The sequence below is a fragment of the Isoptericola dokdonensis DS-3 genome, from assembly GCF_001636295.1.
Taxonomy (GTDB): Bacteria; Actinomycetota; Actinomycetes; order Actinomycetales; family Cellulomonadaceae; genus Isoptericola; species Isoptericola dokdonensis.
This window is the reverse complement of the sequence record NZ_CP014209.1, coordinates 1,346,359-1,363,224: the sequence shown is the minus strand read 5'-3', so window position 1 is coordinate 1,363,224 and position 16,866 is coordinate 1,346,359. Positions and strand designations below refer to the sequence as shown.

Annotated in this window: 16 protein-coding genes; 10 read left to right on the top strand and 6 right to left on the bottom strand. The window is 73.1% G+C overall.

Annotated elements, in window-relative coordinates; translation table 11 throughout:
- A complete protein-coding gene (locus tag I598_RS06475) occupies window positions 1-783 on the bottom strand; it encodes an SOS response-associated peptidase (protein WP_068202262.1) in 783 nt (260 codons plus the stop codon).
- Between the two features lie 96 nt (window positions 784-879).
- Here I598_RS06475 and I598_RS06470 point away from each other — a divergent pair, with 96 nt between their 5' ends.
- The 3 genes from I598_RS06470 to I598_RS06460 all read left to right on the top strand — a co-directional run bounded on the left by I598_RS06470 (window position 880) and on the right by I598_RS06460 (window position 5,864).
- On the top strand, window positions 880-2,106 hold the full coding sequence (locus I598_RS06470; protein WP_068205061.1) for a multidrug effflux MFS transporter: 1,227 nt from the start codon (window positions 880-882) through the stop codon (window positions 2,104-2,106).
- A 75-nt stretch (window positions 2,107-2,181) separates the two neighbouring features.
- Window positions 2,182-4,467, top strand: a complete 2,286-nt coding sequence (locus tag I598_RS06465; protein ID WP_068202261.1) for an esterase-like activity of phytase family protein — start codon at window positions 2,182-2,184, stop codon at window positions 4,465-4,467.
- Between the two features lie 110 nt (window positions 4,468-4,577).
- Window positions 4,578-5,864: an LCP family protein gene (locus tag I598_RS06460; RefSeq protein WP_068202260.1), complete on the top strand. Its 1,287-nt coding sequence runs from the start codon at window positions 4,578-4,580 to the stop codon at window positions 5,862-5,864.
- Here I598_RS06460 and I598_RS06455 read toward each other — a convergent pair.
- A complete protein-coding gene (locus tag I598_RS06455) occupies window positions 5,838-6,773 on the bottom strand; it encodes a LysR family transcriptional regulator ArgP (protein WP_068202259.1) in 936 nt (311 codons plus the stop codon). The genes I598_RS06460 and I598_RS06455 overlap by 27 nt on opposite strands.
- A gap of 29 nt (window positions 6,774-6,802) precedes the next feature.
- Here I598_RS06455 and I598_RS06450 point away from each other — a divergent pair, with 29 nt between their 5' ends.
- Window positions 6,803-7,462 (top strand): LysE/ArgO family amino acid transporter, encoded by a 660-nt coding sequence (locus tag I598_RS06450; RefSeq protein ID WP_068202258.1) that lies wholly within the window; start codon window positions 6,803-6,805, stop codon window positions 7,460-7,462.
- A gap of 86 nt (window positions 7,463-7,548) precedes the next feature.
- Here the strand turns inward: I598_RS06450 and I598_RS06445 are convergent, their stop codons facing one another.
- Window positions 7,549-8,754 carry an aminotransferase class I/II-fold pyridoxal phosphate-dependent enzyme gene (locus tag I598_RS06445; protein ID WP_068202257.1) on the bottom strand — a complete coding sequence of 402 codons (1,206 nt, stop codon included), beginning with the start codon at window positions 8,752-8,754 and terminating at the stop codon, window positions 7,549-7,551.
- A 322-nt stretch (window positions 8,755-9,076) separates the two neighbouring features.
- On the opposite strand from I598_RS06445, the gene I598_RS06440 reads away from it, so the two are divergent.
- From I598_RS06440 to I598_RS06415, 6 genes are all read left to right on the top strand, one after another.
- The gene (locus I598_RS06440; protein ID WP_068205059.1) at window positions 9,077-10,324 is read left to right on the top strand and encodes a CpaF family protein; all 1,248 of its coding nucleotides are present in this window, start codon (window positions 9,077-9,079) and stop codon (window positions 10,322-10,324) included.
- Window positions 10,324-11,181, top strand: coding sequence for a type II secretion system F family protein (locus I598_RS06435; RefSeq protein WP_068202256.1), 858 nt, complete (start codon window positions 10,324-10,326; stop codon window positions 11,179-11,181). Before I598_RS06440 ends, I598_RS06435 begins: the two co-directional genes overlap by 1 nt.
- The gene (locus I598_RS06430; protein WP_083972970.1) at window positions 11,178-12,221 is read left to right on the top strand and encodes a type II secretion system F family protein; all 1,044 of its coding nucleotides are present in this window, start codon (window positions 11,178-11,180) and stop codon (window positions 12,219-12,221) included. The genes I598_RS06435 and I598_RS06430 overlap by 4 nt, the downstream gene beginning before the upstream one ends.
- Window positions 12,222-12,756: 535 nt before the next feature.
- A complete protein-coding gene (locus tag I598_RS06425) occupies window positions 12,757-13,287 on the top strand; it encodes a hypothetical protein (protein WP_068202255.1) in 531 nt (176 codons plus the stop codon).
- A 72-nt stretch (window positions 13,288-13,359) separates the two neighbouring features.
- Window positions 13,360-14,271: an SRA domain-containing endonuclease gene (locus I598_RS06420; RefSeq protein WP_068202253.1), complete on the top strand. Its 912-nt coding sequence runs from the start codon at window positions 13,360-13,362 to the stop codon at window positions 14,269-14,271.
- Between the two features lie 150 nt (window positions 14,272-14,421).
- Window positions 14,422-14,739: a hypothetical protein gene (locus tag I598_RS06415; RefSeq protein ID WP_157557169.1), complete on the top strand. Its 318-nt coding sequence runs from the start codon at window positions 14,422-14,424 to the stop codon at window positions 14,737-14,739.
- 80 nt (window positions 14,740-14,819) lie between these two features.
- Here the strand turns inward: I598_RS06415 and I598_RS06410 are convergent, their stop codons facing one another.
- Genes I598_RS06410 through I598_RS06400 form a run of 3 tightly spaced genes read right to left on the bottom strand, consistent with a single transcriptional unit; the run spans window position 14,820 to window position 16,662 of the window.
- Window positions 14,820-15,926, bottom strand: a complete 1,107-nt coding sequence (locus I598_RS06410) for a hypothetical protein (protein WP_068202249.1) — start codon at window positions 15,924-15,926, stop codon at window positions 14,820-14,822.
- 20 nt (window positions 15,927-15,946) lie between these two features.
- Complete coding sequence (locus tag I598_RS06405) at window positions 15,947-16,342, bottom strand: hypothetical protein (RefSeq protein ID WP_068202247.1); 396 nt, start codon at window positions 16,340-16,342, stop codon at window positions 15,947-15,949.
- A complete protein-coding gene (locus I598_RS06400) occupies window positions 16,339-16,662 on the bottom strand; it encodes a hypothetical protein (protein WP_068202244.1) in 324 nt (107 codons plus the stop codon). Before I598_RS06400 ends, I598_RS06405 begins: the two co-directional genes overlap by 4 nt.
- Window positions 16,663-16,866 lie beyond the last annotated feature (204 nt).

Genomic DNA, 16,866 nt, shown 5'->3' with positions numbered 1-16,866 from the left:
TCAGAGCTCGACGACGTCCGGGTCGATCGGGTCCGGGTCGGGCTCCAGCAGCGACGGGTCGTCGTGGCGGACGTTGCCGACCGCGGCGCGCACGGGCCGGGTGCTCAGCGCGACCTCGGCGTCGTCGAGGAGGTCGTAGGCGTCCTGCGCGCCGACGGCCGGGTCGAGCCAGTCGTCCCAGCGCTCGGCGGGCAGGTGCACGGGCATGCGGTCGTGGATGCGGTCGAGGCCGGGGGCGGCGTCACGGGTGATGATCGTCGTCGAGACCAGCCAGCGGGCGGGGTCGTCGTCGGCGCGGGAGCGGTCGCGCCAGAACTCGTAGAGCCCGGCGAACGCCGCGACCCCGCCGCGGGACGGGTGGATCCAGTAGGCCTGCTTGGGGACCTTGCGGGTGCCCTCGGGAGCCGCGAGGCGTCGCCACTCCCAGTAGCCGTCGGCGGGCACCAGGCAGCGCCGCGCGCCCAGGGGCTTGGCGAAGGCGCTCTTGTCGAGCAGGGTCTCGCGGCGGGCGTTGATCATCCGCGCGCCGACGCTCGGGTCCTTCGCCCAGGACGGCACGAGGCCCCAGCGGGCCGCCTGGATCGAGCGGGTGATCTCACCCGCGGTGGTGGTGCCGTCGGGGAGCTTCTCGCGGCGGGGCTTCTCGACGACGATGCGGACGTCGTCGGTGGGCGCCACGTTCCAGCGGGGCCCGAGCAGGCGAGCGTCGTCGGCGATCTCGGCGACGGCGAGCTCGTCGGCGAGGTCCTGGGACTCGGTGAAGGACGCATACCTGCCGCACATGCCTCGATCCTCGCGCACGCCACCGACACGGCGCGGTGAGCGGTGTCACCAGGAAACACGCGGACGCTCTCGTATCGATTCGATAGGATGTCCGGCATGCCCGACCACCCGACCTCACCCCGGCGTGCCCGCACCTACCGCTGGGTGATCATGCTCGGCGCGCTCGCCGCGCTGCCCGCGTTCACGGTCGACATGTACCTGCCGTCGCTGCCCGAGATCGCCGCCGACCTCGGCTCCACCGACGCCCTCGCTCAGCTCTCCGTCTCGATCATGCTCATCGGCGGCGCCGTCGGACAGCTCGTCATCGGCCCGCTCTCCGACCGGTACGGGCGCCGGGCCCCGCTCATGGTCGGCCTCGGGCTGCACGTCGTGGTGTCGGTACTGTGCGCGTTCGCCCCCGACATGACCACCCTCATCTGGCTGCGACTGCTCCAGGGCTTCTTCAACGCCGCCTGCGGCGTCGCCGCCATGGCCGTGGTCCGCGACCGGTTCGTCGGGGCCGAGGCCGCCCGCATCCTGTCGCGCCTCATGCTGATCATCGGCGTCGCCCCCATGCTGGCCCCCGCGTTCGGCTCCGCCGTCGCCGCCGCCGCGGGCTGGCGCTGGGTGTTCGCGTTCCTCGCGCTGGCCGGGGTCGGCATGGCCCTGGTCGTGTGGCGCCTCATGCCCGAGACGCTGCCCGTCGAGCGTCGACAGCGCGGCGGGGCGCGCAACGTCCTCGGCGGCTACGGCGTCCTGCTGCGCGACAAGCACTTCATGGCGCTCGCCGTCATCCCCGGGCTCGGCCAGGCCGTGCTCATGAGCTACGTCGTCGGCTCGCCGTTCGTCTTCCAGGAGTACTACGGCCTCAGCCACACCCAGTTCTCCCTGCTGTTCGCGATCAACGGCCTGGGCCTCGTGCTGTCCGCCCAGGTCAACGCGTCCCTCGTGCGGAGGGTCGCGCCGATCCGCCTGCTGCGCTCCGCGCTGCTCGTGCAGGGCGTCTTCGCCGTCGGGCTCCTGGTCGTCGCGATCACCCAGTTCGGCGGCGTCGTCGGGCTGCTCGTCATGCTCTGGATCGTGCTCGCCTTCCAGGGGCTCATCCCCGCCAACGCCTCCGCCATCGCCCTGTCGCGGCACGGCGAGCGGGCCGGCACCGCGGCCGCCGTCATCGGTGCGGTCCAGTCCGGGGTCGCGGGTCTCGTCTCGCCGCTGGTGGGCGTGCTGGGCGGCGACGCGGTGGCCATGTCCGCCGTCATGCTCGGCGCGTGGGCGTGCGCCCTGGCCGTCCTCGCCCTCGCGACCCCCGCCTACCGGCGCGGCGGCTGGACCCAGCTCGCCTGACGACTTCACCCGGTCGCCGTCCAGGTTTCACCCGGGGTTGGGCTCGACGACGTCCCGCGCCGCTGGCATGGGCCCATGCGACGCACACGGAAGTCCGCAGTCCTTGCCCGCACGGTCGCGGTCGGAACCGCCGCGACCCTGATGCTCACCACCGCCGTCGGCGGCGCGGCCGCGGCCACCACCGCGGACCGGGGCCACGGCCACGGGGATGACCGCGGCCCGGTCGGCACCCGCACGGTGCCCGTCCTGGAGGGGCGCGCCACCCTGAGCGCCGACCACCTGGTCGACGGTCCGCCGTCGGGCGCGCTGGCGTCCGCCGCCAACGGCCGCCAGGGTCCGTGGGACGGGCAGGTCGTCCCCGGGTTCTCCGCCATGGTCGACAACGGTGACGGCACGTTCTGGGCGCAGCCCGACAACGGGTTCGGGTCGAAGGCGAACAGCGCCGACTTCCTGCTGCGCAGCTACCTCGTCGAGCCCGACTGGGACACCGGCTCCCGGCGCGGCGGCACCGGCGAGATCGAGATCCTCGACCGGATCGACTACGACGACGCCGACCACGTCCTGGACTTCCCGATCGTCCACGAGGACACCGAGGAGCGCCTGCTCACCGGGGCGGACTTCGACATCGAGTCCGTGGTGCGCGCGAAGGACGGCACATTCTGGGTGGGCGAGGAGTTCGGCCCCTTCGTGCTGCACTTCGACGCCACCGGCACGCTGCTGTCCGACCCGATCCCGCTGCCCGACGGGCTGAAGTCGCCCCAGAACCCGTACCTCGTCCCCGGCGAGCAGGCCCGGGTGCGCGCCAGCAGCGGGTTCGAGGCGATGAGCGCCTCGCCCGACGGCCGCTACCTCTACCCGGTGATCGAGAACGGGCTGGTCGGCGACGACGAGCGCCGCCGCGTCGTGCACGAGCTGGACACCCGGCGCGGGCAGTACACGGGGCGCACGTGGAGCTACCAGGTGGACGCCCCCGGCAACCTCGTCGGCGACTCCTTCACCGTGGGCCGGGGGAAGCTCTGGTTCGTCGAGCGGGACAACTTCGACGGCCCGGCAGCCGTCACCAAGCGCGTGTACGAGGTCGACCTGCGCCGCACCGACGCCGAGGGCAACCTCCGCAAGGAGCTCGTGCTCGACGCGCTGAAGATCGCCAACCCGCGCGGCATCGACGCCGGCGAGGGTTACGGGCTCGGCGAGACGTACGCGCTGCCCGTGCAGTCCTTCGAGACGGTGCTGCGCCTGCGCGACGGCCGCGTCCTGCTCGGCAACGACAACAACTACCCGGGCAACGCCTCCCGGGTCGCCGGCACGCCCGACGACACCGAGCTGGTGGTGATCGACCTCGAGCGCGAGCGGGTCCGCCCCGACGGCGTGACCGTCGTCGGGCACCGCGGCGCCTCCGGCGACCGGCCCGAGCACACGCTCGCCGCGTACGAGCAGGCGATCCTCCAGTGCGCCGACTACATCGAGCCCGACGTCGTGGCCACGAAGGACGGCGTGCTCGTCGCCCGGCACGAGAACGAGATCGGCGGCACGACCGACGTCGCGACCCGCACGGAGTTCGCCGACCGCCGCACGACGAAGAGCATCGACGGCCGTCCCGTCACCGGCTGGTTCACCGAGGACTTCACCCTCGCCGAGCTGCGCACCCTGCGGGCCGTCGAGCGGCTGCCGCAGCTGCGGCCCGGCAGCGCGGCGTTCGACGGTCTCTACCAGGTGCCCACGCTCGACGAGGTCATGGACCTCGCCCGGCGTTCGGTCACCTGCGACGGCGACCAGGTGGGCGTCTACCCGGAGACGAAGCACCCCACCTACTTCGACTCGATCGGGCTCTCCCTGGAGGAGCCGCTCGTGGCCGCCCTCGAGGCGAACGACCTCGACTCCCGCCGCGACCCGGTGATCCTCCAGTCCTTCGAGACGGGCAACCTGCGCGACCTCGACCGGATGACCGACGTCCGCCTCGCCCAGCTCGTCTCCGCGAGCGGCGCCCCCTACGACCTGGTGGCCGCCGGGTCGCCCGTCACGTACGCCGACCTGCTCACCCGGCAGGGCCTGCGCGACGTCGCCCGGTACGCCGACGGGCTCGGCGCCGTGAAGGACGTGCTGGTGCCGCGCCTCGCCGACGGCACCCTCGGCGAGCCGACCTCCGTGGTGCGCGACGCGCACCGGGCCGGCCTCGAGGTGCACGCCTGGACGTTCCGCGCCGAGAACTCGTTCCTGCCGACCGACCTGCGCAGCTCGGCCGACCCGGCCGCGCACGGCGACATGGCCGCCGAGATCGAGGTCTTCCTCGACGCCGGCATCGACGGCCTGTTCACCGACCAGCCGGGCCTCGCCGCCGAGCTCCTCGGCCGCGACGTCTGACCATGGCGCCCCGGCGGACGGCCCCCGGGGCGCCGCACCTGGCGCCCCGGGGCCGTGCCCCGCGGACCTCTCGATCCTCGCCAACGTGACAATCGACATAGGCTGAGCAGGTGACGAACGTCCAACCCCGGCACGCCGGAGCGGTCTCCGGGCATCCCGTGCTCCGGTGGGTCGCGCTCGGCGTGACGGCCGTGCTCGCGTTCCTCGGGACCGCGGCCGTCGCCGCGTACGTCGACCTTCGCAACCAGCTGGAGGTCTCCGACGTCGACGCGCTCCTCGGCCGGGACGCCCCCGCCCCGATCGCGGAACCGGCGGACGAGATGGCCGACCCGTCCGACCCGTTCGCCGGCAAGGACCGCAACATCCTCGTCATGGGCACCGACTTCCGGGACGCGGCGAACGCGAAGATCGCCGGGGCGGGCGAGGAGTTCCACTCCGACACCACGCTGCTGGTCCACATCAGCGGCGACCGCTCCCGCATCGAGGCCGTGTCGATCCCGCGCGACTCCCTCGTGGACATCCCCTCGTGCCCTCGCCCGGACGGCAGCTCGACCTCGCCGCAGTACGGCGCCATGTTCAACACGGCGTTCACGCTCGGCGGCGGGCCCGAGCTGGACATCACCGGCGCCGCCGCCTGCACCATCCTCACGGTCGAGGCCCTGACCGGGCTGCGGATCCACGACCACGTGGTGGTGAAGATGACCGGCGTCGTCGACATCGTCGACGCCCTCGGCGGCGTCCCCATGTGCTTCCCGGAGCCCGTGGTCGGCGACTCCCGCTACTCCGACCTCGACCTCCCGCAGGGTGCCCACACCCTCGACGGCGAGGAGTCGATCCAGTTCCTGCGCGTCCGCAAGGGCGAGGGCCTGGGCCTGGAGCTCGGCAGCGACCTCGCCCGCATCGAGCGCCAGCAGGCGTTCATCGACTCGATGCTCCGCGAGGTCCTCGGCCAGAACCTCATCACGGACACCCCGGCCCTCTACCGGATGGTGCGCGCCGCGCTCGGCGCCATGTCCACCAGCCCGGCGCTCGGCAGCCCCGCGGCGCTCGCGGGTCTCGCGTGGAGCATCAAGGACATCGACCCGAACGACATCGTCTTCGAGTCCGTCCCGGTGGCCACCGCGCCGACGGACGTCAACCGGGTCGTGTGGACGTCCGAGGCCGACGAGATCTGGGAGCGGCTCGACCAGGACGAGCCCCTGCGCCCGGAGCCCAGCCCGTCGCCGACACCCTCGCGGGACACGAACGACGGCTCGGCGGGACCCTCTGAGGGCGCAGGCCGGCAGGACGACGGCGGCGACGGCGGCGACGACGAGGCGGGGAGCGGCTCGTCCGGCGACCGGCCGGCACCCGAGCCGTCGCCGAGCGCCTCACTCCTGCCCGGCGTCTGCGCCTGAGGACTGCGGCAACGACCGGCGCGCCGCCTCGCGCAGCGCGTCGGTGACCCGGTCCAGCACGGTCGAGCGCAGCCGCCACTGCTGCAGGTACAGCGGCACCTCGACGACGTCGTCCCCGAGCATCACCACGTCGTCGGCGGGCTCCAGCACGCCGAAGCGGGCGCCCGGCCGGGGGAGCGGACCCCACATGCCCCAGCCGAGCCCGAGCCGGATCGCCGTGAGGAACTCCGCGGTCGACGGCACGTGGTGGCGGGGCGGGTCGGGGACGGCGGTGCCCGCGGCCGCGGCGACCTGCCGCAGCCAGGCGTCCTGGAGGTCGTCGGTGCGGGCGAACACCACCATCGGCGCGCGGCCGAGCGACTCCGGGGTGGCGCCGTCGGGGAACCAGCGGGCGACGACGTCGCGGTGCGCCGCGGGCCGGTAGCGGGTCAGGCCGAGCGGCGTCGACGTGCAGCCCTGCACGGGTTCGCGCCGGGACGTCACCGCCGCCATGACCGCGCCGTCGGGCAGCAGGTCGACGGTGCGGTCCTGGTCGGCGACGTGGACGTCGAACGTCACGCCGTCCACGGCGGCCAGCGCGGGCAGCAGCCACGTCGCCAGGGAGTCCGCGTTGACGGCGATCGGCACGGTGACGGGGCGGTACCCGGCATCGGCGGGCCCGAGCTCGTCGGCGGCCTCCGCCCCGAGCAGCTCCACCTGGCGGGCGAGACGGAGCAGCACCCGGCCGGGGCCGGTGGGCCGGGTGGGGCGTGACCGCTGCACGAGCACCGCGCCCGCGGTGCCCTCCAGCGCGCGGACGCGCTGGCTCACGGCCGACGGGGTGACGTGCAGGGCGCGGGCCGCGCCCTCGAAGGAGCCCTCCGCGACGACGGCGGCGAGGGCGGCGAGCTGTCCCGAGTCCCAGCGCATGGATGAAGTATCCCTTCATCGGACGAAGAATGATTCGTTGGACTTCATCAAGGGCGCTGCCTAGCGTCGACGACGTGATCCTCCTCGCCGGCTTCGGCCTCGGCCTGTCCCTCATCGTCGCCATCGGAGCCCAGAACGCCTTCGTCCTTCGCCAGGGCGTCCGCCGCGAGCACGTCGGCGTCGTCGTGGCCGTCTGCGCAGCCAGCGACGCCGTGCTGTACATCGTCGGCGGCGCGGGCCTCGGGGCGCTCGTCGAGGCCCACCCGGGGTTCGTCACCGCCGCCCGGTGGGCCGGGGCCGTCGTCGTGATCGCCTACGGCGCCCTGGCGGCGCGCCGGGCGCTGCGTGGCGGCGAGGAGCTCGTCGCCGCGACCGACGGCGCCGTCCCCGACGCGGGCCGCCGGCTGCGGCCCGTCCTGCTCACCGCGCTCGCCCTGACCTGGCTCAACCCGCACGTGTACCTCGACACCGTCGTCCTGCAGGGCGCGCTCGCCGCGTCCTACGGCGACGACCGCTGGTGGTTCACCGCCGGGGCCGTGCTCTCCAGCGTCGTGTGGTTCGTCGCCTTGGGGTACGGCGCCCGGTCGGCGGCGCCCCTGCTGCGCCGTCCCGGCGCCTGGCGCGTCGTCGACGGCGTCATCGCGCTCGTCATGGTCGCCGTCGCCGTGTCGCTGGTCGCCGGCGCCTGACGCGAGTCAGCGCAGATCTCGCCGAGTCAGCGCAGTTCCGCGCGAGTCAGCGCAGGTCGGCGCGAGTCAGCGCTCGTGGGCGCGAGTCAGCGCAGCTCGGCGAGGGCGGCCAGGCGTCCGACGGCGTCCCGCAGGACGTCCGAACGCTTGACGAACGTGAACCGCACCCGGGACGCGAGAGCGTCCGCCGCGGGGGAGCTGGCCCGGCAGAACGCCGACACCGGGACGCCCACGACGCCCGCCAGGTCGGGCAGACGCCGGCACAGGTCGTGCCCGTCGTCGAACCCGAGCGGGGCGCCGTCCGCGACGACGAAATAGGTGCCCTGCGGGACGACGACGTCGAACCCGGCGGCACGCAGCCCGTCGCACAGCAGGTCCCGGCGGGCGGCGAGGGAGGCCGCTAGCTCGCGCGGGACGTCGTCGTCGGCGAGCGCCCGGGCGATCGCGGGCTGGAACGGCGAGCCCGAGGCGTAGGTGACGAACTGCTTGACGGTGCGGATCGCCGTGACGAGCTCGGCGGGACCGTGGACCCAGCCGACCTTCCAGCCGGTGAGGCTGAACGTCTTGCCGGACGACGACACCGTCAGCGTGCGCCCCGCCATCCCGGGCAGGGTCGCGACGGGCACGTGCCGCGCGTCGTCGAACACGAGGTGCTCGTACACCTCGTCGCTGACGACGACGGCGTCACGCTCGCGGGCGACGGCGGCGACGTGCTCCAGCTCGGCGCGGGTGAGCACGGTGCCCGTCGGGTTGTGCGGTGTGTTGATCAGGATCATCGCGGTGCGGTCGCTCGCGGCGGCCCGCAGCGCAGCGGCGTCGAGGCGCAGGTCGGCGGTGAGCGGTACGGGCACGTGCGTGGCGCCCGCCATCGCGATCGCGGCGGCGTGGGAGTCGTAGAAGGGCTCCAGCGTGATGACCTCGTCGCCCGGGCCGGTGAGGGCGAGGACGGCGGTGGTGAGGGCCTCGGTCGCCCCGGTGGTGACGAGCACCTCGGTGTCGGGGTCGACGTCGAGGCCGTAGTGGCGGCGCTGGTGGTCGGCTATCGCAGCACGCAGCTCGGGCACGCCGTCGCCGGGCGCGTACTGGTTGCGGCCGGCGTCGATGGCGTCCTTCGCGGCGGCCTTGACCCAGTCGGGGCCGTCGACGTCGGGGAACCCCTGGCCGAGGTTGATCGCGCCGGTCCGGGCGGCGAGGGTCGTCATCTCCGCGAAGATCGTGCGGGCCACGGTGCCGTCGGCGGCGAGCAGGCCGGTCGCGGCGGCGACGGCGCGCCAGCGGGGGGTCGTCGTCATGCGTCGACACTACCGACCGGCCACCGACGGGCCGCGGGCCGCTGTTCAGCACGTGAGACGAACCAGGACGAACCTCCTCGCGCTGCTGTGACTCGCGTCACACTCTGCTCCGTGCGTGGATATCGCGCCGGGAGGCGGATCCAGGCCGTGGCCTGCGCCTTCGGCCGTCCACAGGCTCGTCGTCGCCGCCCGCCAGGGACAGCGTCCGCCGTCGTCCACAGGCCGCCGACGCGCCCCGGCCGGTCTTCGCTACTCTCGGCGCGCTTGGTGGAAGGCCCCCGGAACGTCCCCGACGAGAGGTTGACCGGTGACCATCGACGTCATGGCGCGCGACGACGCCGTCAGCACCGTCGCGCGCGAGGTGCGCGAGCTCGTGAGGCGGCGCGGCCTCGACCCCGTCGGCGACCGCGCCGGGCTCGAGCAGCTCGTCGCCGACGCCCTCGCCGACTACACCGAACGTGCCGCCCTCGGCGTCGTGCCCGCCCTCGCCGACCCCGAGGCGACCGCCCGCGCCGTCGCCGACTCCCTGGGCGGGCTCGGTCCACTCCAGCCCTACCTCGACGACCCCGAAATCGAGGAGATCTGGATCAACTCCCCGGCGCAGGTGTTCGTCGCCCGCCGCGGCGTCAGCGAGCTCACCACCACGCTGCTCACCGCCGACCAGGTGCGCGACCTCGTCGAACGCATGCTCAAGGTCAGCGGCCGCCGGCTCGACCTGTCCAGCCCGTTCGTCGACGCCACCCTCCCCGGCGGGGAACGGCTGCACGTCGTCATCCCCGACGTCACGCGCGAGCACATGGCCGTCAACATCCGCAAGCACGTCGTCCGCGCCCACCACCTGGACCACATGGTGCGCCTCGGGTCGCTCACCCCGCACGCCGCCCGGTTCCTCGACGCGTCCGTCCGCGCCGGCGCCAACGTCCTCGTCGCCGGCGCCACCCAGGCAGGCAAGACGACCATGCTCAACGCGCTCGCCGGCTCGATCCCCGCCGGGCAGCGGGTCGTCACCTGCGAGGAGGTCTTCGAGCTCCGGCTGCCCGTCCGCGACCAGGTCGCCATGCAGTGCCGACAACCCTCCCTGGAGGGCACGGGCGAGATCCCGCTGCGGCGCCTCGTCAAAGAAGCGCTGCGGATGCGCCCCGACAGGATCGTCATCGGCGAGGTCCGCGAGGCCGAGAGCTTCGACCTGCTCGTCGCCCTCAACGCGGGCGTACCCGGGATGTGCACCCTGCACGCCAACTCCGCGCGGGAGGCCGTCACGAAGATGTGCACCCTGCCACTGCTGGCGGGCGAGAACGTCTCCGACCGCTTCGTCACCCCGGCCGTCGCCGCGTCCCTCGACCTCGTCGTCCACCTCGGTGTCACGCCCGACGGCGTGCGGCAGGTGCGGGAGGTCGTCGCGGTCACCGGACGCGTCGAGGAGGACAGGGTGGAGACCGCCCAGATCTTCCGGCGTCGTCCGGTCGCGCTCGGTGGCGAGCTGGTCCGCGGGGACGGCTTCCCCGCAGGCGTCGAGCGGTACGAGCGCATCGGCGTGGACGTCCACGCCCTGCTCAGCGGGGACGCCTGATGGGGGTCGTGGTCGGGTTGGTCGGCGGCGCGGGGCTCTTCAGCCTGTGGTGGTCCTGCTGGGAACGGCCCACGCGGACGCGCCGCCGCAGCGCGCGCCACCAGGCCCTCCAGGACCTCCTCGTGCAGGCCGGTGCACCCACCGTCACCCCCGGCGGGCTGTACCTCGTCAGTGCCGGCACCGCCGTCGTCGTGCTGCTCGTCGGGGTCGCGGTCACCCGCTCGCCGGTCATCGCCGCCGCCTTCGCCGTGCTCGCCGCCGTCGCGCCCGGCGCCCTCGTCCGCACCCGGGCCCGACGGCGCCGCGACGACCTGCGCCAGGTGTGGCCCGACGTCGTCGACCACCTGTCCTCCGGCGTCCGCGCCGGGCTGTCCCTCCCCGAGGCCGTCGCCCAGCTCGGCGAGCGCGGACCCGCACCGCTGCGCGAGCCGTTCGCCCGCTTCGCCGCCGACTACCGTGCCACCGGTCGCTTCGGCGAGTGCCTCGACCTCCTCAAGGACCGGCTCGCCGACCCGGTGGCCGACCGGATCGTCGAGGCCCTGCGCCTGACCCGGGACGTCGGGGGCACCGACCTCGGTCGGCTGCTGCGCAACCTCTCGGAGTTCCTGCGGGAGGACGCCCGCACCCGTGGCGAGCTCGAGGCACGGCAGTCGTGGACCGTCAACGGTGCCCGCGTCGCGGCGGCGGGACCCTGGATCGTCCTTGCGCTCCTCGCCACTCGGCCCCAGACGGCGGCGGCCTACGACTCCGCCGCGGGGGTGGCGGTCCTCGTCTCCGGTGCCGTCTGCACAGTCGTCGCCTACCGGGTCATGCGCCGGATCGGCCGCCTGCCCGAGGAACGGCGGGTGCTGCGATGACGCCGGCCGCCCTCGGCGCCCTCGTCGGCCTGATCGCAGGCCTCGGCCTGGTGCTCGTCGCGTCCGGGGTCCGCCGTCGCCGGATCAGCCTCGACGAGCGGCTCGCCCCGACCCTGCGTCCCCGTGACCGACGCTCGGCCCTGCTGCGGGACTCCGACGTCCCGCGGACGCTCGGACCCCTGGAACGGCTGCTCGCACCCGTCGTCGTCGACGTCGCCGACTGGTTCGAACGCCTCGGCTCGAGCCGGGCCGACGTGCAGCGGCGCCTCGAGCGAGCAGGGCTCCCGGACTCCGTCGAGCAGTTCCGTGCCCGGCAGCTCGTCTGGACCACGGCGGCGCTCGCGGTGGGCCTCGCGTTGGCCCTCCTCCTGGCCGCCACCCGGGACAGCCCGCCCGTCGTGCTGGCCGTGCTCGTGCTCATCGTCGGCGCCGTCGGCTTCGTCCTGTGCGACCAGCAGCTGACCGCGGCCGCCCGCCGCCGCGAGGAGCAGATGCTCGCCGAGTTCCCCACCGTCGCCGAGCTCCTCGCCCTCGCCGTCACCGCGGGCGAAGGTCCCGTGCCCGCCTTGGAGCGGGTGGCCGCCACCGCCCGCGGCGAGCTCTCCGACGAGCTCGCCGCCATGCTGGCGGACGTCCGCGCCGGAACCCCGATCGTCGGGGCCCTGCACGCGATGGCCGACCGCACCGGCCTCGCCACGCTCACCCGCTTCTCCGAGGGTGTCGCCGTCGCGCTCGAACGAGGGACGCCGCTCGCCGACGTCCTGCGCGCCCAGGCGCAGGACGTCCGGGAGGCCGGACGCCGTGCCCTCATGGAGGCCGGCGGCAAGAAGGAGGTGTCAAAACCAGGTTTCTGCCCTCCCCATGACCGCTGGCCACCCGATTCGCACGTCAGCCGTCTTCGGCGAGGATCGCCGCGGCTGTACCGACCAGTGCACCGCTTGCCTCGGCGACACGTTGGGCGGCGCCAGCGAGAGCATCCAGGTCTTGGTCAGACGAGAGGCGCGAACCGATCCGGCTCGCCTCGCGCTCGGCGTCGGTGACTTCCCTGACACCGGCCCGCAGGCGTTCGTCACGGGTCGCAAGAAGGACGAGCGACGCGCTCTTCATGAAATCGTGAAGGTTCCTGTCTAGAAGGATGACTGGCGACTCTTCAGTGAGTTGCCTCTGGGCTGCGACGTCGTTCATCAGCGTTACGCGCCGCATCGTGAGAGCGCCGAACTCGGCGATGAGTTCCCGTAGATGCCTCCGATGCTCGGTCTCCATCCGCGCGTTCTCAACCTCGATCAGTGCCCGGGCGGACCGCGCCGCTGCCTTGCGAGCCGCCGTAGCATTCCTAGACGCCGCTCTCAGCACTCCAAAGAGCGTGAGCAGAGCGACGGTGATGGAGCCAATCGCAGTCACCACTGGCGGTCCCCAGGTGGTCCAGACTCCAGAGTCCTGATTCAGTACGATCTCGATGGGCGGCATGTGCAGGAATCTTAGGGTTTGGTCGGAGCCTAGGCTGCTGCAACCACGGCACGATGCTGGGTCCCGGCCGCCGAGCGTCTGTCAGCGAGCACCGCTACGGTCGCCCGCATGACCATCGTGCTCGCCGCCGGGGCGGCTGCGGGGGGAATCAACTGGGACGCCGCCCAGGCGGTCGTCGGCCTCTTGGCCATCCTCACCCCCTTCGTGTTCTGGTTCGTTGAGCGGCGGGACCGCAGGGCGGCTGAGGCTGAGTCGCGCCGGTTGCGCGAGGGGGCACAGATCAGCCATGTCCGGTTCCGCCAGGACCTGCGGAACGCTCCTGAGGGGGTCCAGCGCTGGCGCGTGTCCAACGACTCCGACGGCCCGCTGCAGCACGTACAACTGGAAGGCAGGAGCAGCCTTAGCGGGGCGATCACAGGCCGAGTCGTCGGGGACCTTGCACCGGGTGACGAGGCCACCGTCGATCTTGAGATCGAAACCGCCGGGCTGCTCCGCGACGCGTTCCTCCTGGTCAACGACGCCGAGTGGCGCATCTGGAAGGTCCCATACCTTAGCCGTCCAGAACTGATCGAGCCCAAGGTCAGTCGGACGGGGCGGTGGCGCTGGCTCCGTAGGGCAGACACGCCGTCCAGGACGTAGCGAGGGTCACCGAGCCAGTGCCGCCACGGCGTCGCACACGTGGATGTCGTACGGTCGTGGTTCGCTCAATCCATGACTAACTGGGACATCGCTGTCGGAGAGACCCTGCTCCGACGAGAGCTCCATGACCGCTGGGGCGGAGGCCGCTACGGTGGCATGGAGCCATCCGTGAAGGCTGCGAGCGTCTTCCTCTTCAGCAACCCAAGCGCGGGCGGTGCCTTCGGATACAAGTACGACGGTTGGCACTCTGACGGCACCTATCACTACACGGGTGACGGCCAGGAGGGCGACCAGTCGCTCGCTCTCGGTGGTAACAAGGCCGTCATGATCGCGGAGCAGCTTGGCAGGACTATCCGAGTGTTCCGGAGTGCTGGACGCCTCACCACGTACGCAGGCGAGTTTGAGCTCGCTGATCCGCCTTACTACCGAGCCGACGCCCTGGACCGCAACGGCGAGACGCGATCGGTTCTCGTCTTCAGGTTGGTACCGACGGGGGATGTTCTCCGCGATACCGAAGACCTGGCCGACGCAGACACGCCCGAGCCGGAGGAACTCCCGATCGAGGCTCGAAACATCGACGTGTACGCCGCAGAGCGCCCAGACGAGCCGAACGCGGCCGTTCGCCGCGAGGCTCTCCTCGTCAGCCGATACGTTGATTGGCTCAACGTCCGAGGTCAGGCCACGTGTCGCCACCGCCTGCCAATACCCGGCGGTGGGTACATGTTCACCGATGTCTTCAACAAGACCACCGACGAACTCATTGAGGCGAAGGCGTCCGCCGCTCGAACCTTCGTCCGTGCCGGACTCGGGCAGATTCTCGACTACGGGCGCTTCATCGGGCACAGGTCCAGGGCACTGCTTCTGCCTCTCCGGCCAAGCGACGACCTGATCGGACTCCTCCACGAGCATCGGTGCAGCGTGATCTGGGAAGAGGGCACCGGATTCCAGCGACAAGACCCGCCCGCGACCCCCAGTGCTGGTTGACCGGTTCCGCCCCGACCTCCCCGACGGCCCCGACCGCCTGAAGCATTCCACGGGTGAAATCCTTCCACTGGGCGGAGAAGCCCCAGTTTCCTGACAGGGGCCGCTAGTCTTGCGCGTCCAGAGCACACATCGATCCGAGTGAGGCAGCACATGTCCAGCAGCAGGCCGGAGAGGTCCACCTCTGGCGTCTACCTCATCGCCGCCATTGGGCTATCGCTCGTGGGCTACGCCGGACTCATTGCCGGACTGGTGACGCTAGAAAGCAACGGAACTTGGGCGGTCGTAGTCGGGAGCGTGCTACTCCTAGGCGCTCTGGTCTTCTACGCGCTGGCGACGCTGCGCCTCGTGGACCTGTTCGAGGAGCACATCTTTAACGGCGAGCGAACTGCGGACGCGGTTGAGGCACTGTTGGATGCCGACGAAAATGCCTCTACGCCGAGCGCCCCTCGCTACCGGACTATGCCCTGAGCGACTGGCGCACCCGCTCATGGCGTTGTGTGGTACGGACGAACTGGCGCGTTGCCGCGACGTCCTTTTTCGTCACCCACTCAGCGCAGGTGCGCCCAGGGCGTCACGTTCCCATGCCGCGTGACGCCGCGCAGCGTGTCCCAGGTCGCGAGGACTGCCCACGCGGGTGTGCGGCGCTGGTCGAAGGCGGGGTCGGTCCCGCCGACCCGGAGCCCGGCGACGTCCTCGGGCTGGTGCTCGCGCAGCCAGGCGGCCAGGGCGGCGTCACGGGCGGCGGCATCGACCGTATCCCCGTCGCCGACCCGCGCGGCCGCGTCGTGGCAGGGCGGGCAGAGGAACCCGGCCGCGCGTCGCCCGCTGGTGCGCAGCGACCGGTGACCGCCGAGGGACTGCGGGTTGCAGGTCGCCGGGTGCCAGGTGGCGGCGAGGCGCGCGGCGGGGGTCAGCAGCCGGTGGCCGGGGACCGAGGCGGGCGGGACGGCGCTGGCGACGCCGCAGAGCAGGCAGCCGCCGAGGGCCGCGAGGTGCCGGTCGGGCAGGGCCCAGTGACCTGCAAGGGTGACCGGGGCGGGCACGGCGGCGTGCGTCGTGCTCGCGGGAACACGGGCGGCGACGCGGCGGCGCAGCACGGCTCCGTAGGCGTCCCGGAGCGCGGCCACAGCGCCGTCAGGGTCCTCACGTTCGATGTGCGCCCACGGGGCGGTCGTCGCGCCGCGCAGCGGCACACCGGCCGCACGGCGGGGCATGAACCAGCCCGACCAGCGCAGGGCCGTGCCGCCCGCGACGAGCCCGGCGAGGGTCACGGCGGCGTCCGGCGCGTGGGCTTCGGCGCGGGGCCGGCCAAGCATGTCGAGGGCGGCGAGCACGGCCTCGGCGGCGTCGAACGCGGCGGCGCTGCTGCCGTAGCGGCGGTGCCAGCGGGACGCCTCCGGCTGGCTGATCGCCCCGGCCTCGGCGCGGCGCTGGGCGCACTGGTCGCAGCGCGTGAACGTGTGCCGCGCACCGGCGCGCACCGGGGAGTCCTCACGGAACCCGGCGATGGTGGGGGCCTCCTCGATGGTCCAGGCGGGCCGCTCGCCCGGCTCGGGGACGGCGATCCCGCACCAGCCGCAGGCGAGCGCGTCGGGGCCGTCGAGGACGGTCCAGCGGGTCGAGGCGTCGGTGGTCGTGTCGGTCGTGGTGCTCATGGTTCCTCCGGGGGTGTCGGTCATCGGGTGCGCAGCGACGCGAGAACGCGCCGCGAGCGGTCGAGCTCATCGGCGCGCTCGGCGTCGAGGGCTGCCGCGTCGGCGTCCTGCCGGGCGGTCTCCGCCCGGCGCTGGGCGAGCAGGGCGGGCAGGCCCGCGAGGACGGCCGCGCGGCGGGCGGCGTTGCGCTGGCCGGTCCGCTCGACCTCGGCGCGCTGGTGGGCACGGCCTGCGGCGACCCAGCGCACGCGGTCGAGGGACTCCTCACGGGCCGCGAGGCGGGCCAGGGCGGCGGCGTCGGCGGGGTCGAGCCCGAGGGAGGCCCACGTGACCGGCTCCGGCTCGGCGGGCGGCAGCGGGGGCAGGCGGCGTGGCATCCGGGGCAGGACGCCCTCGGCGTAGGACAGGACCTTCATCGCGACACCGCCAGCGCCGAGCGGATCGCCGGACCGAGCGAGTCGTTCAGCGGCGTCGAGCGTGGCCGGAGCGCCGCCGGGCGGGCGCACTCGGGGCACAGGACCCCGGCGCGGGGCCGGGAGGCGAGCACCGGCGTCTCGCACCCGGCGCACAGGATGACCGCGCGGCCTGCGAGGGCGACCTCGTCGGCGCGTGCTCGCCGCTCTCGCTCGGCGCGGGCGAGGACTTCGAGGGTGGGCTGCGGCGCGTCCTGTCGGGCGCGCTCCTTCGCGCGCTTCTTGCGGGCGGCTCGCGCAGCGGTGCCGGTCGTGCTGGACATGGCTCTCTCCTTCGTTCGGAGAGTCCGGCCCTGCTGCCAGCGACTCGTGGTCGTGCTTCTTCATCATCCCCCGCCACGGGCGGGTGTGTTGGTTGGTTGCCCCCCACCCCTTCGGGGTGTGGGCAGGGGGCAACCAACCCCCATCTACACCGTGGTTGCCCCCTGGTTACCCCTTGGGGGGCAACCAGAATCGTTGGAATTCTG